17 protein-coding genes are annotated in these 19082 nt (G+C 41.4%); 2 read left to right on the top strand and 15 right to left on the bottom strand.

Annotation, left to right across the window (positions count from 1 at the left end; genetic code table 11):
• Positions 1–117 precede the first annotated feature (117 nt).
• From udk to gyrA, 7 genes are all read right to left on the bottom strand, one after another.
• Positions 118–756 (bottom strand): uridine kinase, encoded by a 639-nt coding sequence (gene udk / locus ACVC7S_RS03190; protein WP_001181363.1) that lies wholly within the window; start codon positions 754–756, stop codon positions 118–120.
• Positions 757–867: 111 nt separating this feature from the next.
• Positions 868–1746 carry a tRNA pseudouridine(55) synthase TruB gene (gene truB, locus ACVC7S_RS03185; protein ID WP_447266156.1) on the bottom strand — a complete coding sequence of 293 codons (879 nt, stop codon included), beginning with the start codon at positions 1744–1746 and terminating at the stop codon, positions 868–870.
• Positions 1747–1756: 10 nt separating this feature from the next.
• Complete coding sequence (locus ACVC7S_RS03180) at positions 1757–3031, bottom strand: DUF2130 domain-containing protein (RefSeq protein ID WP_447266155.1); 1275 nt, start codon at positions 3029–3031, stop codon at positions 1757–1759.
• 94 nt (positions 3032–3125) lie between these two features.
• Positions 3126–4406: an O-acetylhomoserine aminocarboxypropyltransferase/cysteine synthase family protein gene (locus tag ACVC7S_RS03175; RefSeq protein ID WP_447266154.1), complete on the bottom strand. Its 1281-nt coding sequence runs from the start codon at positions 4404–4406 to the stop codon at positions 3126–3128.
• Between the two features lie 150 nt (positions 4407–4556).
• Positions 4557–5354 (bottom strand): formate/nitrite transporter family protein, encoded by a 798-nt coding sequence (locus ACVC7S_RS03170; RefSeq protein ID WP_447266153.1) that lies wholly within the window; start codon positions 5352–5354, stop codon positions 4557–4559.
• A gap of 198 nt (positions 5355–5552) precedes the next feature.
• Positions 5553–6308 (bottom strand): class A sortase, encoded by a 756-nt coding sequence (locus ACVC7S_RS03165; protein WP_447266152.1) that lies wholly within the window; start codon positions 6306–6308, stop codon positions 5553–5555.
• Positions 6308–8776 (bottom strand): DNA gyrase subunit A, encoded by a 2469-nt coding sequence (gene gyrA, locus ACVC7S_RS03160; protein ID WP_242747820.1) that lies wholly within the window; start codon positions 8774–8776, stop codon positions 6308–6310. The genes ACVC7S_RS03165 and gyrA overlap by 1 nt, the downstream gene beginning before the upstream one ends.
• A gap of 193 nt (positions 8777–8969) precedes the next feature.
• Here gyrA and ACVC7S_RS03155 point away from each other — a divergent pair, with 193 nt between their 5' ends.
• Positions 8970–9956 carry an L-lactate dehydrogenase gene (locus ACVC7S_RS03155; RefSeq protein ID WP_000204734.1) on the top strand — a complete coding sequence of 329 codons (987 nt, stop codon included), beginning with the start codon at positions 8970–8972 and terminating at the stop codon, positions 9954–9956.
• 129 nt (positions 9957–10085) lie between these two features.
• Here ACVC7S_RS03155 and ACVC7S_RS03150 read toward each other — a convergent pair whose 3' ends face one another.
• Both ACVC7S_RS03150 and ACVC7S_RS03145 read right to left on the bottom strand, forming a co-directional pair.
• Complete coding sequence (locus ACVC7S_RS03150) at positions 10086–10361, bottom strand: HU family DNA-binding protein (protein WP_001284636.1); 276 nt, start codon at positions 10359–10361, stop codon at positions 10086–10088.
• 107 nt (positions 10362–10468) lie between these two features.
• Positions 10469–11305, bottom strand: coding sequence for a DegV family protein (locus ACVC7S_RS03145; protein ID WP_061406999.1), 837 nt, complete (start codon positions 11303–11305; stop codon positions 10469–10471).
• Positions 11306–11449: 144 nt separating this feature from the next.
• Between ACVC7S_RS03145 and ACVC7S_RS03140 the strand changes: the two genes are divergently transcribed.
• A complete protein-coding gene (locus ACVC7S_RS03140) occupies positions 11450–12298 on the top strand; it encodes a YitT family protein (protein WP_096406913.1) in 849 nt (282 codons plus the stop codon).
• 27 nt (positions 12299–12325) lie between these two features.
• Here ACVC7S_RS03140 and ACVC7S_RS03135 read toward each other — a convergent pair whose 3' ends face one another.
• From ACVC7S_RS03135 to sufC, 6 genes are all read right to left on the bottom strand, one after another.
• Complete coding sequence (locus tag ACVC7S_RS03135; RefSeq protein ID WP_447266151.1) at positions 12326–13723, bottom strand: APC family permease; 1398 nt, start codon at positions 13721–13723, stop codon at positions 12326–12328.
• A 127-nt stretch (positions 13724–13850) separates the two neighbouring features.
• Positions 13851–15263: a Fe-S cluster assembly protein SufB gene (gene sufB, locus ACVC7S_RS03130; RefSeq protein WP_075229090.1), complete on the bottom strand. Its 1413-nt coding sequence runs from the start codon at positions 15261–15263 to the stop codon at positions 13851–13853.
• Positions 15264–15298: 35 nt separating this feature from the next.
• On the bottom strand, positions 15299–15739 hold the full coding sequence (gene sufU, locus ACVC7S_RS03125; RefSeq protein WP_447266150.1) for a Fe-S cluster assembly sulfur transfer protein SufU: 441 nt from the start codon (positions 15737–15739) through the stop codon (positions 15299–15301).
• Positions 15726–16952, bottom strand: a complete 1227-nt coding sequence (locus ACVC7S_RS03120) for a cysteine desulfurase (RefSeq protein ID WP_447266149.1) — start codon at positions 16950–16952, stop codon at positions 15726–15728. Before ACVC7S_RS03120 ends, sufU begins: the two co-directional genes overlap by 14 nt.
• 10 nt (positions 16953–16962) lie before the next feature.
• A complete protein-coding gene (gene sufD, locus ACVC7S_RS03115; protein WP_447266148.1) occupies positions 16963–18225 on the bottom strand; it encodes a Fe-S cluster assembly protein SufD in 1263 nt (420 codons plus the stop codon).
• Between the two features lie 27 nt (positions 18226–18252).
• Positions 18253–19023 (bottom strand): Fe-S cluster assembly ATPase SufC, encoded by a 771-nt coding sequence (sufC, locus tag ACVC7S_RS03110; RefSeq protein ID WP_000114489.1) that lies wholly within the window; start codon positions 19021–19023, stop codon positions 18253–18255.
• Positions 19024–19082 lie beyond the last annotated feature (59 nt).

The raw sequence follows: 19082 nt of genomic DNA, 5'->3' as shown, positions 1-19082 counted from the left end.
ATTCATTTTCTTGCTTTTCCATGGGTATTATTATACCAAAAATATGATTAAAAATCTCCTTTTGCATATCGAAACGAAAGGAAAAATAGAAAAAGGAGGCTAGGCCTCCTCATCTGATTATTTGCTATTACGAGCTTCTTCCAAAATCTTAGAAATCTTGGTTGTCAAAAGGTCAATAGCGACTGTATTGCTGGCACCTTCAGGAATAATGATATCCGCATAACGCTTGGTTGGCTCGATGAACTGGTGATACATGGGTTTGACCACACCCAGATATTGGTCAATCACACTATCCAAACTACGGCCACGCTCTTCCATGTCCCGCTTAATCCGACGAATAATGCGCACATCATCATCTGTATCCACAAAAATCTTGATGTCCATCAAATCGCGCAGACGCTTGTCCTCCAAGACCAGAATCCCCTCAACGATAAAGACATCTTGAGGCTCTTGACGATAGGTTTTGTTGCTCCGTGTATGTTCAGTATAGTCATAAGTCGGAATGTCCACCGGACGCCCTGCCAACAACTCCTTAATTTGCTCGATCATCAGATCTGTATCAAAGGCAAATGGATGATCGTAGTTGGTTTTGACACGCTCTTCAAAGGTCAAATGAGATTGGTCCTTGTAGTATGAATCATGCTCAATCATGGCAATCTTCTCATCAAGAAAATGAGATAAAATGGCTTTTGAAACACTAGTCTTACCACCACCAGAACCACCTGTCACTCCGATAATGATTGGTCTATTTTGCATGCTATCCTCCGTTTTTTTATCCGTCGTCTATTCTATCACATTTTTAGACAAATTTATAGTCTGATTTTGATAGACTATGGCTAACAATTCCATCCCCACACTCCAGTTTGACTAGCATAGAACTTTCCTTGGCTTGTAGAGATTGCCCCGTTTTTCTAGAATTGCTAGCAATTTATCATCTTCAAAGGCAGCTAACTCCTTATCCGATTGTTCTAGATCTATAAATCGACCAAAGCGGACTTCTGTAGCCTCTTCTGGAGTTAGGAAAACTTTGACAAGATCCCCTGTTCCAATCTCTAAGGGATAAAGAAAATCCAGTTGACCAGCCTCCACTTTTGCAGCAATTTCGTCCAAGGTAAGAGCATCTTCCAGTTGTAAACCTGCTGCACTCGTCCGAGTCAAATGGGACATATGGGACGCATAACCCAGCTTCTCTCCCAAATCAACTGACAAGGTACGGATATAAGTCCCCTTACTACATTTCACACGAAATGTAAAACGTGCGAGGTGATCCTCATAAGAAATCGGACTCGTCCTCTCAAATTGATAAATAGTGACCTGACGTTCTGGACGCTCCACCTCCTGACCAGCACGCGCATACTCATAGAGCTTGCGACCATTTACCTTGACAGCTGAGTACATGGGAGGAATCTGGGTGATAGCCCCAGTCAGACTAGCGATCGCTTCATCGACAAGCTTTTCATCCAAGGGCGACAAAACAGGAGTCTCTGCGACCACTTCCCCACTAGCATCCTCGGTCGTTGTTGAATATCCTAGGGTGATTTCCCCCTCATAGACCTTGCCCTCATCCTGCATGAACTCGACCATACGGGTTGCCTTGCCCACCGCAATAGGCAAAACACCCACCACATCAGGATCCAGCGTCCCTCCATGACCAATTTTCTTAGTTCCCAAAATCTTACGCAGTTTAAAAACCGCATCATGCGAGGTCATCCCCGCTTCTTTTCTTAAGTTGATAATACCGTTCATGTTTTGCTTTCTATTCCCCCTTCAGCGCTTCAAACTTTGCTTTCATGGTTGGATTTTTACGAGTCAATTTTTTAACAGAAACATCGTCCAACTTATTGTTTGCGAGGCGGAGTTGGTTTTCTGATGTTGTTAGGAATTTCTTGACTTCTTCCATCCTTTTGATGGCCTTGTCGATTTCGTCAATAGCCTTTCCGAAGTTGACTGAAGCTGAATTGTAGTTTTTTGCAAAGGCAACCTTAAAAGCATCCAAGTCTTCTTCAAAATGGGTGATATCGATATTCTGCTCACGAACAAGCGCTAACTCCTGCTTGTATTTTAGGGAATTGAGCGCAGCATTTCGCAAAAGACCGATCAACTGGATAAAGAACTGAGGACGGACCACATACATCTTTTCATACTCATGACTGACATCCACGATACCCGTGTTAAAGTAATCGTTATCTGCTTCTAACATGGTCACCAAAACAGCATACTCACAGTTCTTCTCCCGACGGTCCTTGTCCAATTCCTTGTAAAAATCTGCATTCTTATGCTTCTTCTCTGTTCCGTCCGCTTCATTTTTCATTTCAAACATGATGGAAATGAATTCTAACCCATTTTCATCAAAGTCACGGAAGATAAAGTCGCCTTTAGACCCACGCGCAGAAACCTTGTTATCTTTCTCAAAGTAGGCATTTGGAAAGGCAAAACTGCGGACCTTGTTAAATTCACTCTCTGCGTACTGTTCCAGACTTTCCCCGATAGCTTTTGTAGATTGTTGGGCTTTGAAATTCTTGTAAAATTCGACTTGTTCACTGGCTGCCTTGAGCTGGGCTTCGTAATTCTGCTTAACAGAAGCCAAAGACAACTCATTTTCCTTTTCTTGCAAGAGGAGCTGATTTTTAACTTGATCCCGTTCTTTTTCTAGGTCAGAAAGAGTCTTTTGCAGTTGATTTTCATGCTCCAAACGCAAGGTAGCCAATTGGTTTTCCAAGGTCTGTACTTCCTTATCCTTTGCCAATAAAGCTTCATGACTTGTTTGTTCAACCTTTTTTTTAGCCAGTTCTTTCTCTGTATCAAAGTTTTGAATTTGACTCTGTAATTGCGCAATTTCTTGATCCTTCTGAGCCAGTTTAGACTGTTGCTCATTCATGGCCTTTTGCTCAGCTAAGGCCAGCTCCTGCTTCATTCGATCGTGCAATTCCTTATCAAACTCAGCCGTTCTCACTTGGGATAAAAGTTCGGCATACTGACTTTCATTTACTGTAAAGACTTCCCCACAGTTGGGACATTTGATTTCGTTCATAACTTTCCTCTTTCTAGACTTCTGTAACCATTATATCATGCTTGAGGAAAAATCAAAAACAGTGAGTCGAAACCCACTGTTGATATCTGTTACTCTAAATTTTTTCCAAGGCTAAGCGCAAATCTTCAATCAAATCCTCTACATTTTCAAGACCGATAGACAAGCGGATTTGGTTTGGTGTGACACCTGCCGCTTCTAGGTCTTTTTCTGACAACTGACCGTGAGTGGTTGTCGCAGGATGGACAACAAGCGATTTGGCATCTGCCACGTTTGCAAGGTCAGAGAAGATTTCCAAATTATCAATCACCTTGCGAGCCTCTGTCTCTCCACCTTTAACATGGAAGGTAAAGATTGAACCAACACCTTTTGGCAAATATTTCTCAGCCAAGGCATGGTAAGGACTGTCTGCTAGTTTTGGATAGTTGACTTTTTCAACCTTAGGATGGTTGACAAGGAAATCAACAATTTTCTCTGCATTTTGCACATGACGTTCAACACGAAGAGAGAGAGTTTCAAGCCCTTGGAGCAAGAGAAAGGCATTGAATGGTGACAAGGCAGCACCTGTATCACGAAGCAATTGAACACGGACAGCGATAATAAAGGCTGCTGCCCCAACATCGCGAGTATAGCTCAAGTTATGGTAGCTAGGATCTTCCTCTACAAATTGAGGGAATTTCCCTGAAGCTTCCCAGTCAAAACGACCACTGTCCACGATAACACCACCAATAGTCGTACCATGACCACCGATAAACTTAGTCGCTGAGTGGACTGAAATATCGACACCGTGAGAGAAAACGTTAATCAAATATGGTGTGGCAAAAGTATTGTCCGAAACGAGAGGAATCTGGTGTTTATGCGCAATCTCAGCCAATTTTTCCAAGTCAGGAATGTTAATCAAGGGATTCCCTAAGGTTTCAATCAAGACAAGTTTGGTATTGTCACCGATAGCTGCTTCTACTTCCTCCAAATTATCCACATCGACAAAGGTAGTTGTGATTCCATAACGAGGAAGGGTTTCTTTCAAGAGATTGAAAGTCCCACCGTAAATAGTTGACGCAGCCACCACATGGTCACCCGCATGAGCAAGGGCAAGAATTGTATAAGTAAGTGCAGCCATACCAGATGCTGTCGCTAGCGCTCCAACACCACCTTCAAGAGCAGCGATTCTTTCCTCAAATGCCGCTGTTGTAGGGTTTGTGATACGAGTATAGATATTGCCTGGTTTTCTCAAGGCAAACAGATCTGCACCTTCCTGCGTGTCATCAAAAACGAAGGATGTTGTTTGATAAATCGGTACTGCACGAGACTTGGTCGCTGGATCAACTACTTGCCCAGCATGCAATTGTAGGGTTTCAAATTTAAAATCACGAGTCATAAGACGGCCTCCAAATAGCTTCATTAGGTATATTGTATCATCTTGGGTTAGCCTTTTCCAATACCGTTTTTCTATATTTTGATATAAGTAACAACTATGACTAGTCATACACATCAAACAAAAAAGCACGATTAGCTCGTGCTCATTTCTTTAATCGACATAGGTATCTTCGTTTTTATTGAGGAAGGCGTAAGGTAAGCCCATCAAGAGACCTCCTCCGATAAAGTTCCCGACAAAGGTTACACCCCAGTGACGAAGAATATTAGGTATGTCAAAGTTTGCAATGGAATCAGCTGCAACACTGAACTTAACAATCGCAAAAGAAGCAAAGTTCGCAGCAATGTGTTCGTTTGTTAAGAATACAAACATGTAAATTGCTGACAAAACAAGCCAAAGTTTGGCGCTACCGTCTTTCACCAAAACGAATGAAAGAATGGCAATGTTTACAAAGATATTGGCTAAAATACCTTCAAGCAAGACTAGCTCATTGGAACGACCTAACTTCATCTCTACAACTCCTGAAATGAAGCTATCATGTGTTAGATTTGCATAGGCTGCTGAGTGGGCAAAGCCCCAACCTGCTATCAAAGCTCCGATGAGGTTGAAGAAGGTACAGTAAAGTAGAATCTCAGCTGTTTTTCTCCAAGAAATTTTCTTCAAAAAACTGCCAGCTGTCAAGAACATCATGTTGGAAGTGACCAACTCAGCATTCAAGAAAACAATGTAGGCCAATCCCCAAGCAAAAACAAATGGGAAAAGAAAACGTCCACTACCAGGTGCGATCTTATTAATCAAATCAGCCCCAACTGCGCCCGCAGCCGTACTAAATGTTAGAAAAGCACCTGCAAACATGGAACGAATCGCATACTTAAACTTGCTTTGGCTATAAAGACTTTCTTTCTTCTTGCAAGCAAATTCAATCTTTGAAATAAATTCTGAAGAGACCATAGAAAACTCCTAAATTTTTATTTGTGATAATTATAACATAATTCTTGTTTTCTAGAAAGCGTTTTCTGTAAAATTCTAAAATATTTATCTTAAAAATCTTTATCCTAAGCCTTCTTATCCTTTTTCATAAGAACTATTTTGATTCTATTTGTTCATATAAAAAACCAGTGAAATAGCACTTCACTGGTTCATTCATTCTTAATAACGTTGTCTATACGGTTGATTAAAGGCCTTCAAAATATCCTCAGAAGTCTCAGAATAAGCTTTTGATTCTTTAAAGATTCCTTTGACGATTATACGCTCGGTCGCATTATAATCAACACAAGTAACCAAAGTAATCTCCTGCATACCAATACGATCATCGATTTCATCTACTCGGTCTGGTGTAACACGTTTAACTTCTGTAATCTCATAAGTATAAACTTTATCCTTATCCGTCAGGTAAATTTTCATACCTGCTTTGGCATTGACCAAAGGTGAGAAGAGCATTTGACTGGCATTTTCAGCAGTAAAGATATGGTGACTGGCTAGAGAATAGTTTCCTTCTCCCATTTTTTGATCTGGTTTCATGGTCCCTGCTCCATAGAACAAGTTTACATTGTCCAAACCTTTGAAAATAGGAAGGTTAATCTCTACTTCAGGAATAGCAATACCTCCAATAACGGGAAGTTTCTGAGCATCCCATTGTGAAGCTAATACAGCTTCAGATGAAATAGACTTAACAGAGTCAAAATCAAAATTCCCTTCGGTTTTTAGATTTTCATCTATATTTTCCTTAGTGACTTGATTGACTTGGTATTTATTGGTGTTCCAGACCAAAAAGAGATCACGAATCTTTGAATTAAAAATCAAAGCTAGCGATAAAAGAATTAAGAAACCCGCTAAAATATTGATAAATAGATTTCTGCGCTTATTTTTCTTACTCTTTTTATTTTTCGTTCTTCTATGAGACATTATGCTTCACCTTCTGTTTCAATTTCAGTCCCAACTTCTTCTTTTTCTGCTGCAGCAACCGTTGTAAAGGTCACAATCTTAGCATCCTGATCTAGACGCATTACCTTAACTCCCATAGTTGAGCGTCCAGTTTGTGAAATATTGGCAACATTTGTACGGATCATGACACCTGTATCTGTGATAATCATCAAGTCTTCATCCCCCTTAACAGTGAGGAGACCAGCCAGAGGACCATTCTTCTCAGCAACATTAGCTGTCTTCATCCCTTTACCACCACGGCCTTTAGTAGGATATTCAGTAGCAAGTGTACGTTTACCATATCCTTTTTCAGTGATGATAAGAACTTCGTCTTGATTTGTAATCACGCTAGCACCAACTACTGTGTCACCCTCACGAAGATTGACTCCTCGAACACCAGTCGCGATACGGCTCATGCCACGAACAGCTGATTGATTAAAGCGAACAGCATAGCCAAACTTGGTACCAATGATAATATCCGTATCTTCTTCTGTCAGCAAGACATTGATCAACTCATCCTCATCCTTGAGATTCAAGGCTTTCAGTCCATTTTGACGAATATTAGCGAACTCTTTGACACTGGTTCTCTTCACAATACCGTGACGAGTTGTAAAGAAGAGATAGGCGTCATCACTACGTTCAGACTCAACGTTGATGATGGTCTGAATGCTTTCGCCTTCGTCCAACTTCAAAAGATTGACAACTGGCAAGCCCTTAGCGGTACGACCGTATTCAGGGATTTCATAACCTTTAAGGCGGTAGACACGTCCTTTATTAGTAAAGAAGAGCAGATGATCATGGGTGCTGGTTGAAACCAACTCACGCACAAAGTCATCATCCTTAACTCCCGTACCTTGAACTCCACGGCCACCACGTTTTTGAGCAGTGAACTCACCTTGGTCCAGACGTTTGATGTAACCCTTATTAGATAGGGTAATCAAGACATCCGTTTCTTCAATCAAATCTTCATCTTCAAGAGTTAAGACTTCTCCGATCATCAACTCCGTACGACGCTTGTCACCAAACTTGCGTTTGACTTCGTCCAATTCCTCTTTGATGATTTGAGCCACGCGCTCAGGTTTGGCAAGAATATCAGCCAAATCTGCAATCAAGGCAATCAATTCATCATATTCAGACTGAATCTTATCACGTTCCAATCCTGTCAAACGACGAAGACGCATATCAAGGATAGCTTGACTTTGACGTTCAGAAAGCTTGAACTTGCTCATCAGCTCAGCTTGCGCTTCCGCATCTGTTTCACTGGCACGAATGATACGAATCACTTCATCAATATGGTCTAGCGCGATTAAAAGACCTTCTAAGATGTGCGCACGCGCTTCTGCTTTTTCCTTGTCAAAACGAGTACGGCGAACAACCACTTCTTTTTGGTGCTCGATATAAGCATCCAAAATTTGACGAAGGGACAAGATTTTTGGCACACCATTTTCAATCGCCAACATATTGAAACCAAAGTTGGTTTGCATCTGGGTCATCTTGAAGAGGTTGTTAAGGATAACGTTGGCAGACGCGTCGCGTTTAACTTCGATTACAAAGCGGACGCCTTCACGGTTGGACTCATCACGTACGGCTGTAATGCCCTCAATTCGTTTTTCCTGAACCAAGCGAACAATATGCTCATGTACCTTGGTTTTATTAACCATATAAGGGAATTCTGTTACAACGATGCGCTCACGACCCGTCTTAGTGGTTTCAATCTCTGTACGAGAACGAAGGACAATGGAACCTTTACCAGTCTCATAAGCCTTATGAATACCTGATTTCCCCATAACAAGAGCGCCAGTCGGAAAATCTGGACCAGGCAAGACTTCCATCAAGTCCTTAGTCGTCACTTCAGGATTATCCATAACCAACTTCACTGCATCAATGGTTTCACCTAGGTTGTGAGGAGGAATGTTGGTAGCCATCCCTACGGCAATCCCAGTTGCCCCATTGACCAAAAGGTTTGGAAAACGAGCTGGCAAGACCAAGGGTTCACGCTCATTGGCGTCGTAGTTGTCTACGAAATCAACCGTGTTTTTATTGATATCGCGAAGCATTTCCAGAGCAATCTTGCTCATACGTGCCTCAGTATAACGCTGGGCGGCAGCACCGTCCCCGTCCATAGAACCAAAGTTTCCATGCCCATCAACGAGCATGTAACGATAGCTCCACCACTGGGCCATACGAACCATAGCCTCATAAATAGACGAGTCTCCGTGAGGGTGATATTTACCCATGACATCCCCTGTAATACGGGCTGATTTTTTATGGGGTTTATCTGGAGTAACACCTAGTTCATTCATTCCGTAAAGAATACGACGGTGAACTGGTTTTAAGCCATCTCGAACATCAGGAAGAGCACGCGCTACGATAACACTCATGGCGTAGTCGATAAAGCTGGTCTTCATCTCCTTTGTCAGATTAACATTCACTAAGTTTTTATCCTGCATTAATAAATGCCTCATTTCACAATTAGTAACTAGATATATTATACCATAAAGTGTAGATCATTTCAGTCTTTGGAAATCACTAAAACGTTTACATCAAGAACAAGAAGGCATTTCCGTGACAAAGCTTTTTAAAAGTGATAGAATGAAAATATCTGGGGAATTCCCTAAAAAAATTGAAGGAGATGTTTAGAAAATGACTTCTACTAAACAACACAAAAAAGTGATCCTTGTCGGTGACGGTGCCGTAGGTTCATCTTATGCTTTCGCGCTTGTTACCCAAGGAATTGCACAAGAGCTTGGAATCATTGAAATTCCTCAATTGTTTGAAAAAGCGGTTGGTGACGCAGAAGACCTTAGCCATGCCCTTGCCTTCACTTCACCTAAAAAAATCTACGCTGCAAAATACGAAGACTGTGCTGACGCTGACCTTGTAGTTATCACTGCTGGTGCTCCTCAAAAACCAGGTGAAACTCGTCTTGACCTTGTAGGTAAAAACCTTGCAATCAACAAATCAATCGTTGAGCAAGTTGTTGCTTCTGGTTTCGATGGTATCTTCCTTGTAGCAGCTAACCCAGTTGACGTTTTGACTTACTCAACTTGGAAATTCTCTGGATTCCCTAAAGAACGCGTTATCGGTTCTGGTACTTCTCTTGACTCAGCTCGTTTCCGTCAAGCACTTGCTGAAACAATCGGTGTTGACGCTCGTTCAGTCCATGCCTACATCATGGGTGAACACGGTGACTCAGAATTCGCTGTTTGGTCTCACGCTAACGTTGCCGGTGTTAAATTGGAACACTGGTTGCAAGCTAACCGTGACTTGAATGAAGCTGACCTTGTTGAACTTTTCATCTCAGTTCGTGATGCTGCCTACTCAATCATCAACAAGAAAGGCGCTACATACTACGGTATCGCAGTTGCCCTTGCTCGTATCACTCGTGCTATCCTTGACGATGAAAATGCAGTACTTCCACTTTCAGTATTCCAAGAAGGACAATACGGTGTTGAAAACGTCTTTATCGGTCAACCTGCTATCGTTGGTGCACACGGTATCGTTCGTCCAGTTAACATCCCATTGAACGACGCTGAAACACAAAAAATGCAAGCATCTGCAAAAGAATTGCAAGCAATTATTAATGAAGCATGGAAAAACCCTGAATTCCAAGCAGCTTCTAAAAACTAATGAAAAGAAGGTTCTCATCATGGGAACCTTTTTCTTTTATAATATATACTAAGATCATAGATTTCTAACAAGAAAAAAGCCTATTGACCAAGCTAGAAAGCTTGATACAATAGGCTTTTTAAAGTGTCATTATTTAACAGCGTCTTTAAGAGCTTTACCAGCTTTGAATGCTGGAACTTTAGAAGCTGCGATCTTGATTTCTTTACCAGTTTGTGGGTTGCGACCTTTACGTGCAGCACGCTCACGAACTTCAAAGTTACCAAAACCGATCAATTGAACTTTTTCACCAGCTGCAAGGTATTCAGTTACTGCTGCGAATACAGCATCAACTGCTGCTGCTGAATCTTTCTTAGTCAATTCTGTAGCTTCTGCTACTTTAGCGATCAAATCTTGTTTGTTTGCCATGTTAATAAATCCTCCAAATAATTTCTAATTAACAAATATAATCATATCCTAAAATTGGCTATAGGTCAAGTCAAAAACACTATTTCTAACGATTTTTCTCTATTTTTTTAGGAATTGTAACGAATTAGAATAGCCCAGGCATTTTCTCCCGTATGTGTTTGAATAATAGACCCTGTTTCCAATACAGAGATTGGTTTTTCTACATAAGTTTGCAACAAGTTCTTCATCTCATTTGCCCATTCATTTGTACCTGCATATGAAATTCCAATCTCAGCCACTGATTGATGCGAGAGCGTCTCAGTCAATTCATCAAGCCATTTTTTGAATGTCTTAGCACCTCGTCCCTTAACGATAGGCTGGAGTTCATGATTCTTCATCTGCATCACAACTCGGATGTTCAACAGAGAGCTTAATAATCCTGTCACACGTCCGATACGTCCGCCCTTAACTAGATTTTCTAATGTTGAAACACCGATATAGAGTTCAGTATGATTCTTAACGTCTTCTACATGAGCTAGGATGGTTTCTAAATCTTTCCCTTCTTGGGCAAGCTTAGCTGCTTCAACTACTTGAAACTTCATAGCTTGGTCTGTAAAAGAACTATCAATAACCGTCACATCAGCAGTTGAGAGACTCGCTCCTTGACGAGCAGCTTCAACAGTTCCTGACAAGGCATGGGACATGTGAATTGCGAGAATCTGACTACCGTCTTTACCTAGTTCTTCGAAAACCTCAGCAAACACTCCCACTGGAGGCTGACTGGTTTTCGGCAGATTCTTACTTTGTTGCATAAGATGAAGGAACTCCCCTTCTTTCAAATCTGCGTCTGAATAAAGCACACTATCAATCATAACGGATAGCGGCACAACCGTAATATTTAACTCTTTAACTACTTCTGGTTCGATGGTAACAGAAGAATCTGTTACAATTTTTACTTGTGTCATAATTTCAATCTTTCTATTCTTTTCAATAAGATAGGGATTTATCACTTTTATTATATCAAAATTTTGTTAAAAAATCATAAGAGATCCAATTAAAACGCTTGAAAATTTGGTATAATCTATCTATAGAAAAAGCGAGGGAGAATCATGATTCGAAAAGTTCAGCCTATTATCACTATCATACTAGGGGCAGCTATTTATGCCTTTGGTCTCACCTACTTTGTAGTTCCCTATCATCTATTTGAGGGTGGTGCGACAGGTATTACACTCATTACCTTCTACCTCTTTAAAATTCCAGTCTCACTGATGAACCTCTTGATCAATATTCCTTTATTTATCCTTGCCTGGAAAATATTTGGTCCTAAAACTCTCTACACCAGTCTCTTGGGAACTATCTCCCTTTCTGTCTGGCTTGCTGTCTTTGAAAAAATTCCTTTACAGTTTGACCTACAAGGGGATCTCATTATCGTTTCGCTAGTTTCTGGTGTTTTACTGGGAGTCGGTTTAGGAGTTATTTTTAATGCTGGTGGGACTACTGGTGGTTCAGATATTGTTGCCCGTATCCTCAATAAATACACCAATATCTCAATTGGTAAATTGCTCTTTGGGATTGACTTTTTTATCCTAATGTTAATTTTAATTATCTTCCAAGATCTTCGTCTTGTTACCTATACTCTCTTGTTTGACTTTATCATCGCTCGTGTTATTGACTTGATCGGTGAAGGGGGCTATGCTGGTAAAGGATTTATGATTATCACTCAGTATCCTGAGCAATTAGCTGATAAAATCAATGAAGAACTAGGACGTGGCGTGACCTATATCTCTGGTCAAGGCTACTACAGTAAGAAAGATTTGAAAATCATTTATTGTATCGTCGGTCGAAACGAAATCGTTAAAATGAAGGATATGATTCACCATATAGATCCTCAAGCCTTTATTACCATCACTGAAGCCCATGAAATCCTTGGGGAAGGATTTACCTACATAAAAGAATAAAACAAAAAAGCTGGGAAATCCCAGCTTTTATTTTTGTTTAGAAAGTGTAGAATGACGATAACCATAAGTAAAGTAAATCACTAGTCCAACCAACAAAGCAAGTCCAAAGGCAATCCATGTTTCCTTGGTATACTGAAGCATAAAGGAAAGACAGATAAGAATGGAAAGGATTGGCAAAAGCGGCACTAAAGGAGTTTTGAACTCTCCTTCTTTTGGCATCCCCTTATCTTTTCTAAGTTTGATAATGCCATAGGCAAGTAAGATGAGATAGGCTAGTGTACAGATATTTAGAAAGGCTGCAATGCTTGCCAAGGGGAAAATGCCCGCAGCAATAGCTGAGGCAACTCCTGTTAAGATGGTCGCATTCTTTGGAACTCGACTGCTTTTGCTTAGTTGTTTGAAGCTTTGAGGCAAAAGTCCATCACGTGCTAAGCTGTAAATCATTCGAGAAAGAGCGTAGGTCATGGAAATACACACAGTAATCAAGGTTAAAATAGCTACAAGCGAAACATAGTTAGCTGCCCAGCCAATTCCGATACTACGCAATGAGAAGGCCACTGCATCGTCCACATTGAGTTGGCTATAGTGAACAACCCCAGTCAATACTAAGGTTACCAAAGCATAGAGAATAGTGACGATTGACAGAGAAAGGACAATTCCTCGAGGAACATTCTTTTGCGGACTTTGAATCTCATCAACTGCCATGGAAATAGACTCAAAACCGAGGAAACCAAAGAACATCAAAGAGGCTCCTGCCATTATTCCAGTACTTCCACCATATAGTTGACCAAAGCCAAAGGGAGCAAAATTTGACCAATTTTCAGGTTTAATGTACCAAATACCAACTAGGATAAACAAGGCTAGAGCAGAGAATTTCAAGACCACAAGAAGTGAATTAAAGCGCAAGGCTGCCTTGGAATTCAATAAAACTACTCCTGTTACCAAAGCAAGCACCAAAATAGGTAATAGATCGATATAGGTGCCTTGTTCGGGGTTAAAAGTACCATTTAAGGCTTGGGGCATGGAGAAACCATAATTACTGAGTAAGCCCTTAAAGTAAGCTGCCCAGCCAGATGCCACACCCGATATGGCCGTCATGAATTCCATGATGGTCAACCAACCGGCAATCCAGGCTGGAAATTCTCCTAAGATCGCATAGAGATAACTATAAGCGCCTCCTGTTGCAGGCACACGAGAGGCAAATTCTGCAAAAAAGAGGGCTGATAAAGAAACGCATAGGGCAGAAATCACAATAGAAATCACTAGTGAAGGGCCAGCTAGTGTAGCCGCTGCTGTTCCAGTAATGGTGAAAATTCCCGTCCCCACCATGGCACCAATTCCTAATAGAATCAAGTCCCATAGTTTCAAATGGCGGCGCATTTCCGTTCGTCCCAGACTAACATCCTTGGTTCTAAAAATATTCATACTTCATCTCCACTAAATGTAATTGTTTTATTTTACCACATAAAAGCATTTTTGTGAATATTTATTAGGTTCATTTTTGAAAAAAAATTCTGAACAGGAAGACTTCCTGTTCAGATTCTGCATATTCTTACCCAACTGACCCTTCCATTTCATAGCTAATCAAGCGGTTTAGCTCAACTGCATATTCCATTGGAAGTTCTTTTGTGAAAGGTTCGACAAATCCCATGACAATCATCTCGGTTGCCTCAGTTTCTGACAAACCACGACTCATGAGGTAGTAGAGTTGTTCTTCTGAAATCTTAGATACTTTGGCTTCGTGTTCCAAAGCAACTTGCGAGTTGTGGATTTCATTGAATGGAATGGTATCTGACGCTGATAAGTCATCCATGATAATGGTGTCACACTCAATGTGAGAAACAGATTTCTTAGAGTTCTTGTTAAAGGTTACTTGTCCACGGTAGTCCACCTTTCCTCCACCTTTAGCGATGGATTTAGAAACGATAGACGAGCTTGTGTGTGGAGCGTTGTGGATCATCTTGGCACCCGTATCTTGGTGTTGTCCAGCATTCGCAAAGGCAATCGAAAGCATGGTACCACGCGCTCCTTCTCCATCAAGGTAAACAGATGGGTATTTCATGGTTGTTTTGGCACCCAAGTTACCATCAATCCACTCAACTGTCGCATCTTTCAAGGCTTTTGCACGTTTTGTTACCAAGTTATAGACGTTGTCAGACCAGTTTTGAATAGTCGTATAACGCATATAAGCTCCGTCCAAAGCAAAAATTTCTACAATGGCAGCGTGCAAGCTATTGCTTGAATATGTTGGTGCTGTACATCCTTCTACGTAGTGGACGCTTGCTCCCTCATCAACGATAATCAAGGTACGTTCGAACTGACCTGTATTTTCATTATTGATACGGAAATAGGTTTGAAGTGGAATATCTACCTTGACACCTTTTGGCACGTAGATAAAGGTTCCACCAGACCATACTGCTGAGTTAAGGGCTGCCAACTTATTATCTGTCGGCGGGACCAACTTCGCAAAGTATTGTTTAAACAAGTCTGGGTATTCCTTGAGGGCAGAATCTGTATCTGTAAAGATAATTCCTAACTTCTCAAACTCTTCCTTCATGTTGTGGTATACCACTTCTGACTCGTACTGGGCAGAAGCTCCAGCTAGATAAGCACGCTCAGCTTCTGGAATTCCGATACGTTCAAAGGTTTCTTTGATTTTTTCAGGTACATCATCCCAAGAACGGGCTGGTTTGTCAGATGGTTTTTGGTAGTAGATCAAATCATCAAAGTCAATCTCTGACAAGTCTGCTCCCCAAGTTTGCATGGGCATTTTCTTGAAGGTTTCATAAGACTTCAAACGGAACTCCAACATCCACTCAGGCTCACCCTTGGCAGCAGATAATTCACGAATAACACCTTCGTTGAGTCCTTTTCCTGTCGATAGGACAGGCTCTACATCGTCATGGAAACCAAATTTATATTCACCAAGGTCAATTGGTTTTGGTTCTACTCTTTCTTCAGCCATAATATCCTTTCTTTCATTATATATTTCTATGTTTCTTATTTATCTTCTTGATTTTCAATTGTTTTTTTGAGAGCATTCCAAGCTAAGGTTGCACACTTTATTCTTTGAGGGAATTTGGCAACACCTGATAAGAAAGCCGCGTCTCCAAGTTGGTCTTGACGTTCATCTTTTTGCCCTTGGACCATTTCTGAAAAAATAGTTGCTAATTCTAAAATCTCTTGCTTTGTTTTTCCTAAAACGGCATCTGTCATCATGCTTGCAGAAGCAGTTGAGATGGTGCAGCCTAAATTTAGAAAAGCAATATCTTCCAAACGGTCAGCAGCATCAAACTTAACAGAGAGATTAATAACATCCCCACAGGTTGGATTGTTGAGACTGATTTGCTCAGCGTCTTCTAACTTCCCTTGGTGATGTGGATTTTTCGAATGGTCTGCTACCACTGCCATATAAAGGCTATCTAGTTTAGAAAGTGCCATTGAAAAACTCCTTTGTCTTTTGTAAGGCATCAACTAGCTTGTCGCAATCTGCCTTGGTATTGTAGATATAAAAACTTGCGCGAGCAGTTGCTGGGACTTCCAAATACTGGAGCAAGGGTTGGGCACAGTGATGCCCCGCACGAACTGCCACTCCTTCATAATCCAGAGCAGTCGCGAGGTCGTGAGGATGAAGATCACCTAGGTTAAAGGCAATAACACCCGAACGTTGAGCCAGGTCCTGAGAACCATAAATGGTCAGTCCTTCAATTGCCTGAAGTTTTGGATAGACGTAGGCTATCAATTCTTGTTCATGGACTTCAATGACATCCATGCCAATTTTTTCTAGATAATCCACTGCAGCAGCAAGCCCAATTGCACCAGCCATATTAGGAGTTCCAGCCTCAAATTTCCAAGGCAATTCCTTCCAACTAGCAGATTGCTCATAGACGAAATCAATCATCTCTCCACCAAATTCTACTGGTGACATTTGTTCCAGATACTTTTCTTTGCCGTAAAGAACACCGATACCAGTTGGACCAGCCATCTTGTGACCTGAAAAGGCAAAGAAGTCCACATCCAAATCCTGCACATCAATCTTCATATGAGGCGTAGATTGAGCACCATCCACCACCATGATAGCTCCAACTTGGTGGGCCATTTGAGTGATTTCTTTGATAGGATTGACCACACCAAGAACATTGGAGGCGTGAGCTAACGAAACAAACTTGACCTTATCAGTTAATTTGACCTGCAAGTCAGCCATATCCAGAGATCCGTCCTTGAGATAAACATAGACAAGCTCCGCCCCAGTCTTTCGGCAGGCTTCCTGCCAAGGAATGATATTGGAATGGTGTTCCATGACGGAAATCAAGACCTGGTCTCCCTCAGTCAACACTTCCTCAGCATAACGTGCTACCCAGTTAAGACTGGTCGTCGTTCCTCTGGTAAAGAGAACTTCCTTTGTCGAACCAGCGTTGATAAACTTACCAATGGTTTCACGAGCAGCTTCATAAGATGCTGTTGCCCGTTCTGCCAAGGTATGAACACCACGGTGAACATTGGCATTGTCCTGCTCATAGTAGCGGTTGATTGTTTCAAGAACTGCTAGTGGTTTTTGTGTCGTCGCAGCATTGTCCAGATAGACCAGTGGTTCATCGTTGACAATCTGGTCTAAAATTGGAAAATCCTTGCGAATCGCTTCTACATCTAACATAGGCTTCCCCTTAGCGTTTTGACAATTTTTCTTCGATGGTTGCAATCATTTCATCACGAACTTCCTTGACAGGGATCTCAACGATAACGGATCCAAGGAACCCACGAACAACCAAACGTTCTGCAGTTGCCTTGTCCAAGCCACGGCTCATGAGGTAGTACATGTCTTCAGGATCCACCTGACCGATAGAAGCCGCGTGGCCTGCAGTAACATCATTTTCATCAATCAAAAGAATTGGGTTAGCATCTGAACGTGCTTGGTCTGAAAGCATGAGAACACGACTCTCTTGTTGCGCATCTGCTCCCTTAGCGCCTTTGATGATGTGTCCGATACCGTTGAAGGTCAAGGTTGCTTTTTCAAGGATAACCCCATGTTGGAGAATATTTCCGATTGAGTTGCAGCCGTAGTTAGTCACTCGAGTATCAATCCCTTGAACCTGGCGGCCGCTTGAAAGAGCTACGACTTTAAGGTCAGCATGGCTACCATTTCCAATCAAGTCGCTATCAAAGTCTGCAACGACGTTTCCTTCGTTCATGACACCAATCGCCCAGTCAATGCTTGCATCGTTGCCTAGTTTACCACGACGGCTAATGTAGGCAGTGACATTTTCACCTAAACGGTCAATAGCAGCAAATTTTACTTGCGCACCAGAACGAGCAATCACTTCAACTGTGATATTGGCAGTTGCTTTTGCACTACCTCCACCTCGTGACTCTAGACGTTCAAGATAGCTTATTTTAGAGTTCTTACCAGCAATAATCAGAATATGCTTGTTAAAGGGCACATCGCTATCATTGTCTTGGTAGAAAATTCCTTCAATGGGCTCTGCAATCTCCACATTATCAGGAATGTAGAGAACAGCACCACTATTAAAGTAAGCTGTGTGGTAGGCTGCTAATTTATCATCGTCATATTTAACAGATGACATGAAGAATTCCTCAATAAGCTCTGGAATTTCTTCTAAAGCTGAGTGGAAGTCTGTAAAGACAACCCCTTGTTCAGCCAATTCAAGTGGAATTTGTTCAAAAACAGTTTGAGTCCCTACTTGAACCAATTTCAAGTGATTATCTAGAGCTGTGAAGTCAGGAACATTTGCTGAAGGCTCACTTTCTGTGATGGTTCCATCTCCCAGATTCCAACGGTGAAATTTCACACGCTCGATAACTGGTAATTCCAAACTCTCAATCTTATCAAAAGCTTTTTGACGGAGGTCTGACAACCAGCTTGGTTCAGCGTGCATTTCTGAAAAAAGTTTAATAGTTTCTTTAGTCATTTACTTCTCCTAAAAGATACGAGGGAATTACAATTCTTCCTTGTAGTCGTAGCCAAGTTCTTCAGCTAATTTTGCGTATCCTTCACGTTCCAATCGGGCAGCCAATTCTGGACCACCAGAAAGAACCACACGACCTTCCATCATCACGTGTACCACGTCTGGTGTGATGTAGTTCAAAAGACGTTGGTAGTGAGTGATGATCATAGCACCAAAGCCTTCACCACGCATAGCATTCACACCTTTCGATACAACTTTAAGGGCATCAATATCAAGACCTGAGTCAATCTCATCCAAAAGGGCAAAAGTTGGTTCCAACATCAAGAGTTGAAGAATTTCATTGCGTTTTTTCTCACCACCAGAGAAGCCTTCGTTGAGGTAACGCTCTGCCATTTCTTCTTTCATATTGAGCAATTCCATTTTCTCATCTAGTTTAGTGATAAACTCACGAACTGAAATCTTTTCATCATCTTCTTTTCCAGCATTCATAGCTGCACGCAGAAACTCTGCGTTAGTAATTCCTGGAATTTCAGATGGGTATTGCATGGCAAGGAAAAGTCCCATACGTGCACGCTCGTCCACTTCCAATTCAAGGATATTTACACCATCAAACAAGACCTCACCTTTGGTAACCTCATAGTTAGGGTTTCCCATGATAGCTGCAGAAAGAGTCGATTTACCAGTACCATTTGGTCCCATAATGGCTGCGATTTCTCCTGTTTTCAGAGTCAGATTGACTCCTTTCAAAATTTCTTTTCCTTCAATCTCAACGTGAAGATCTTTGATCTCTAATACTGACATGATAGTTCCTTTCTTTTTCAAACATTTTGCTCAATACTTTAGGAAATTGCTTACAATCC

Source organism: Streptococcus sp. Z556 (assembly GCF_053010225.1).
This window is presented reverse-complemented; position numbering and strand designations above follow the sequence as displayed.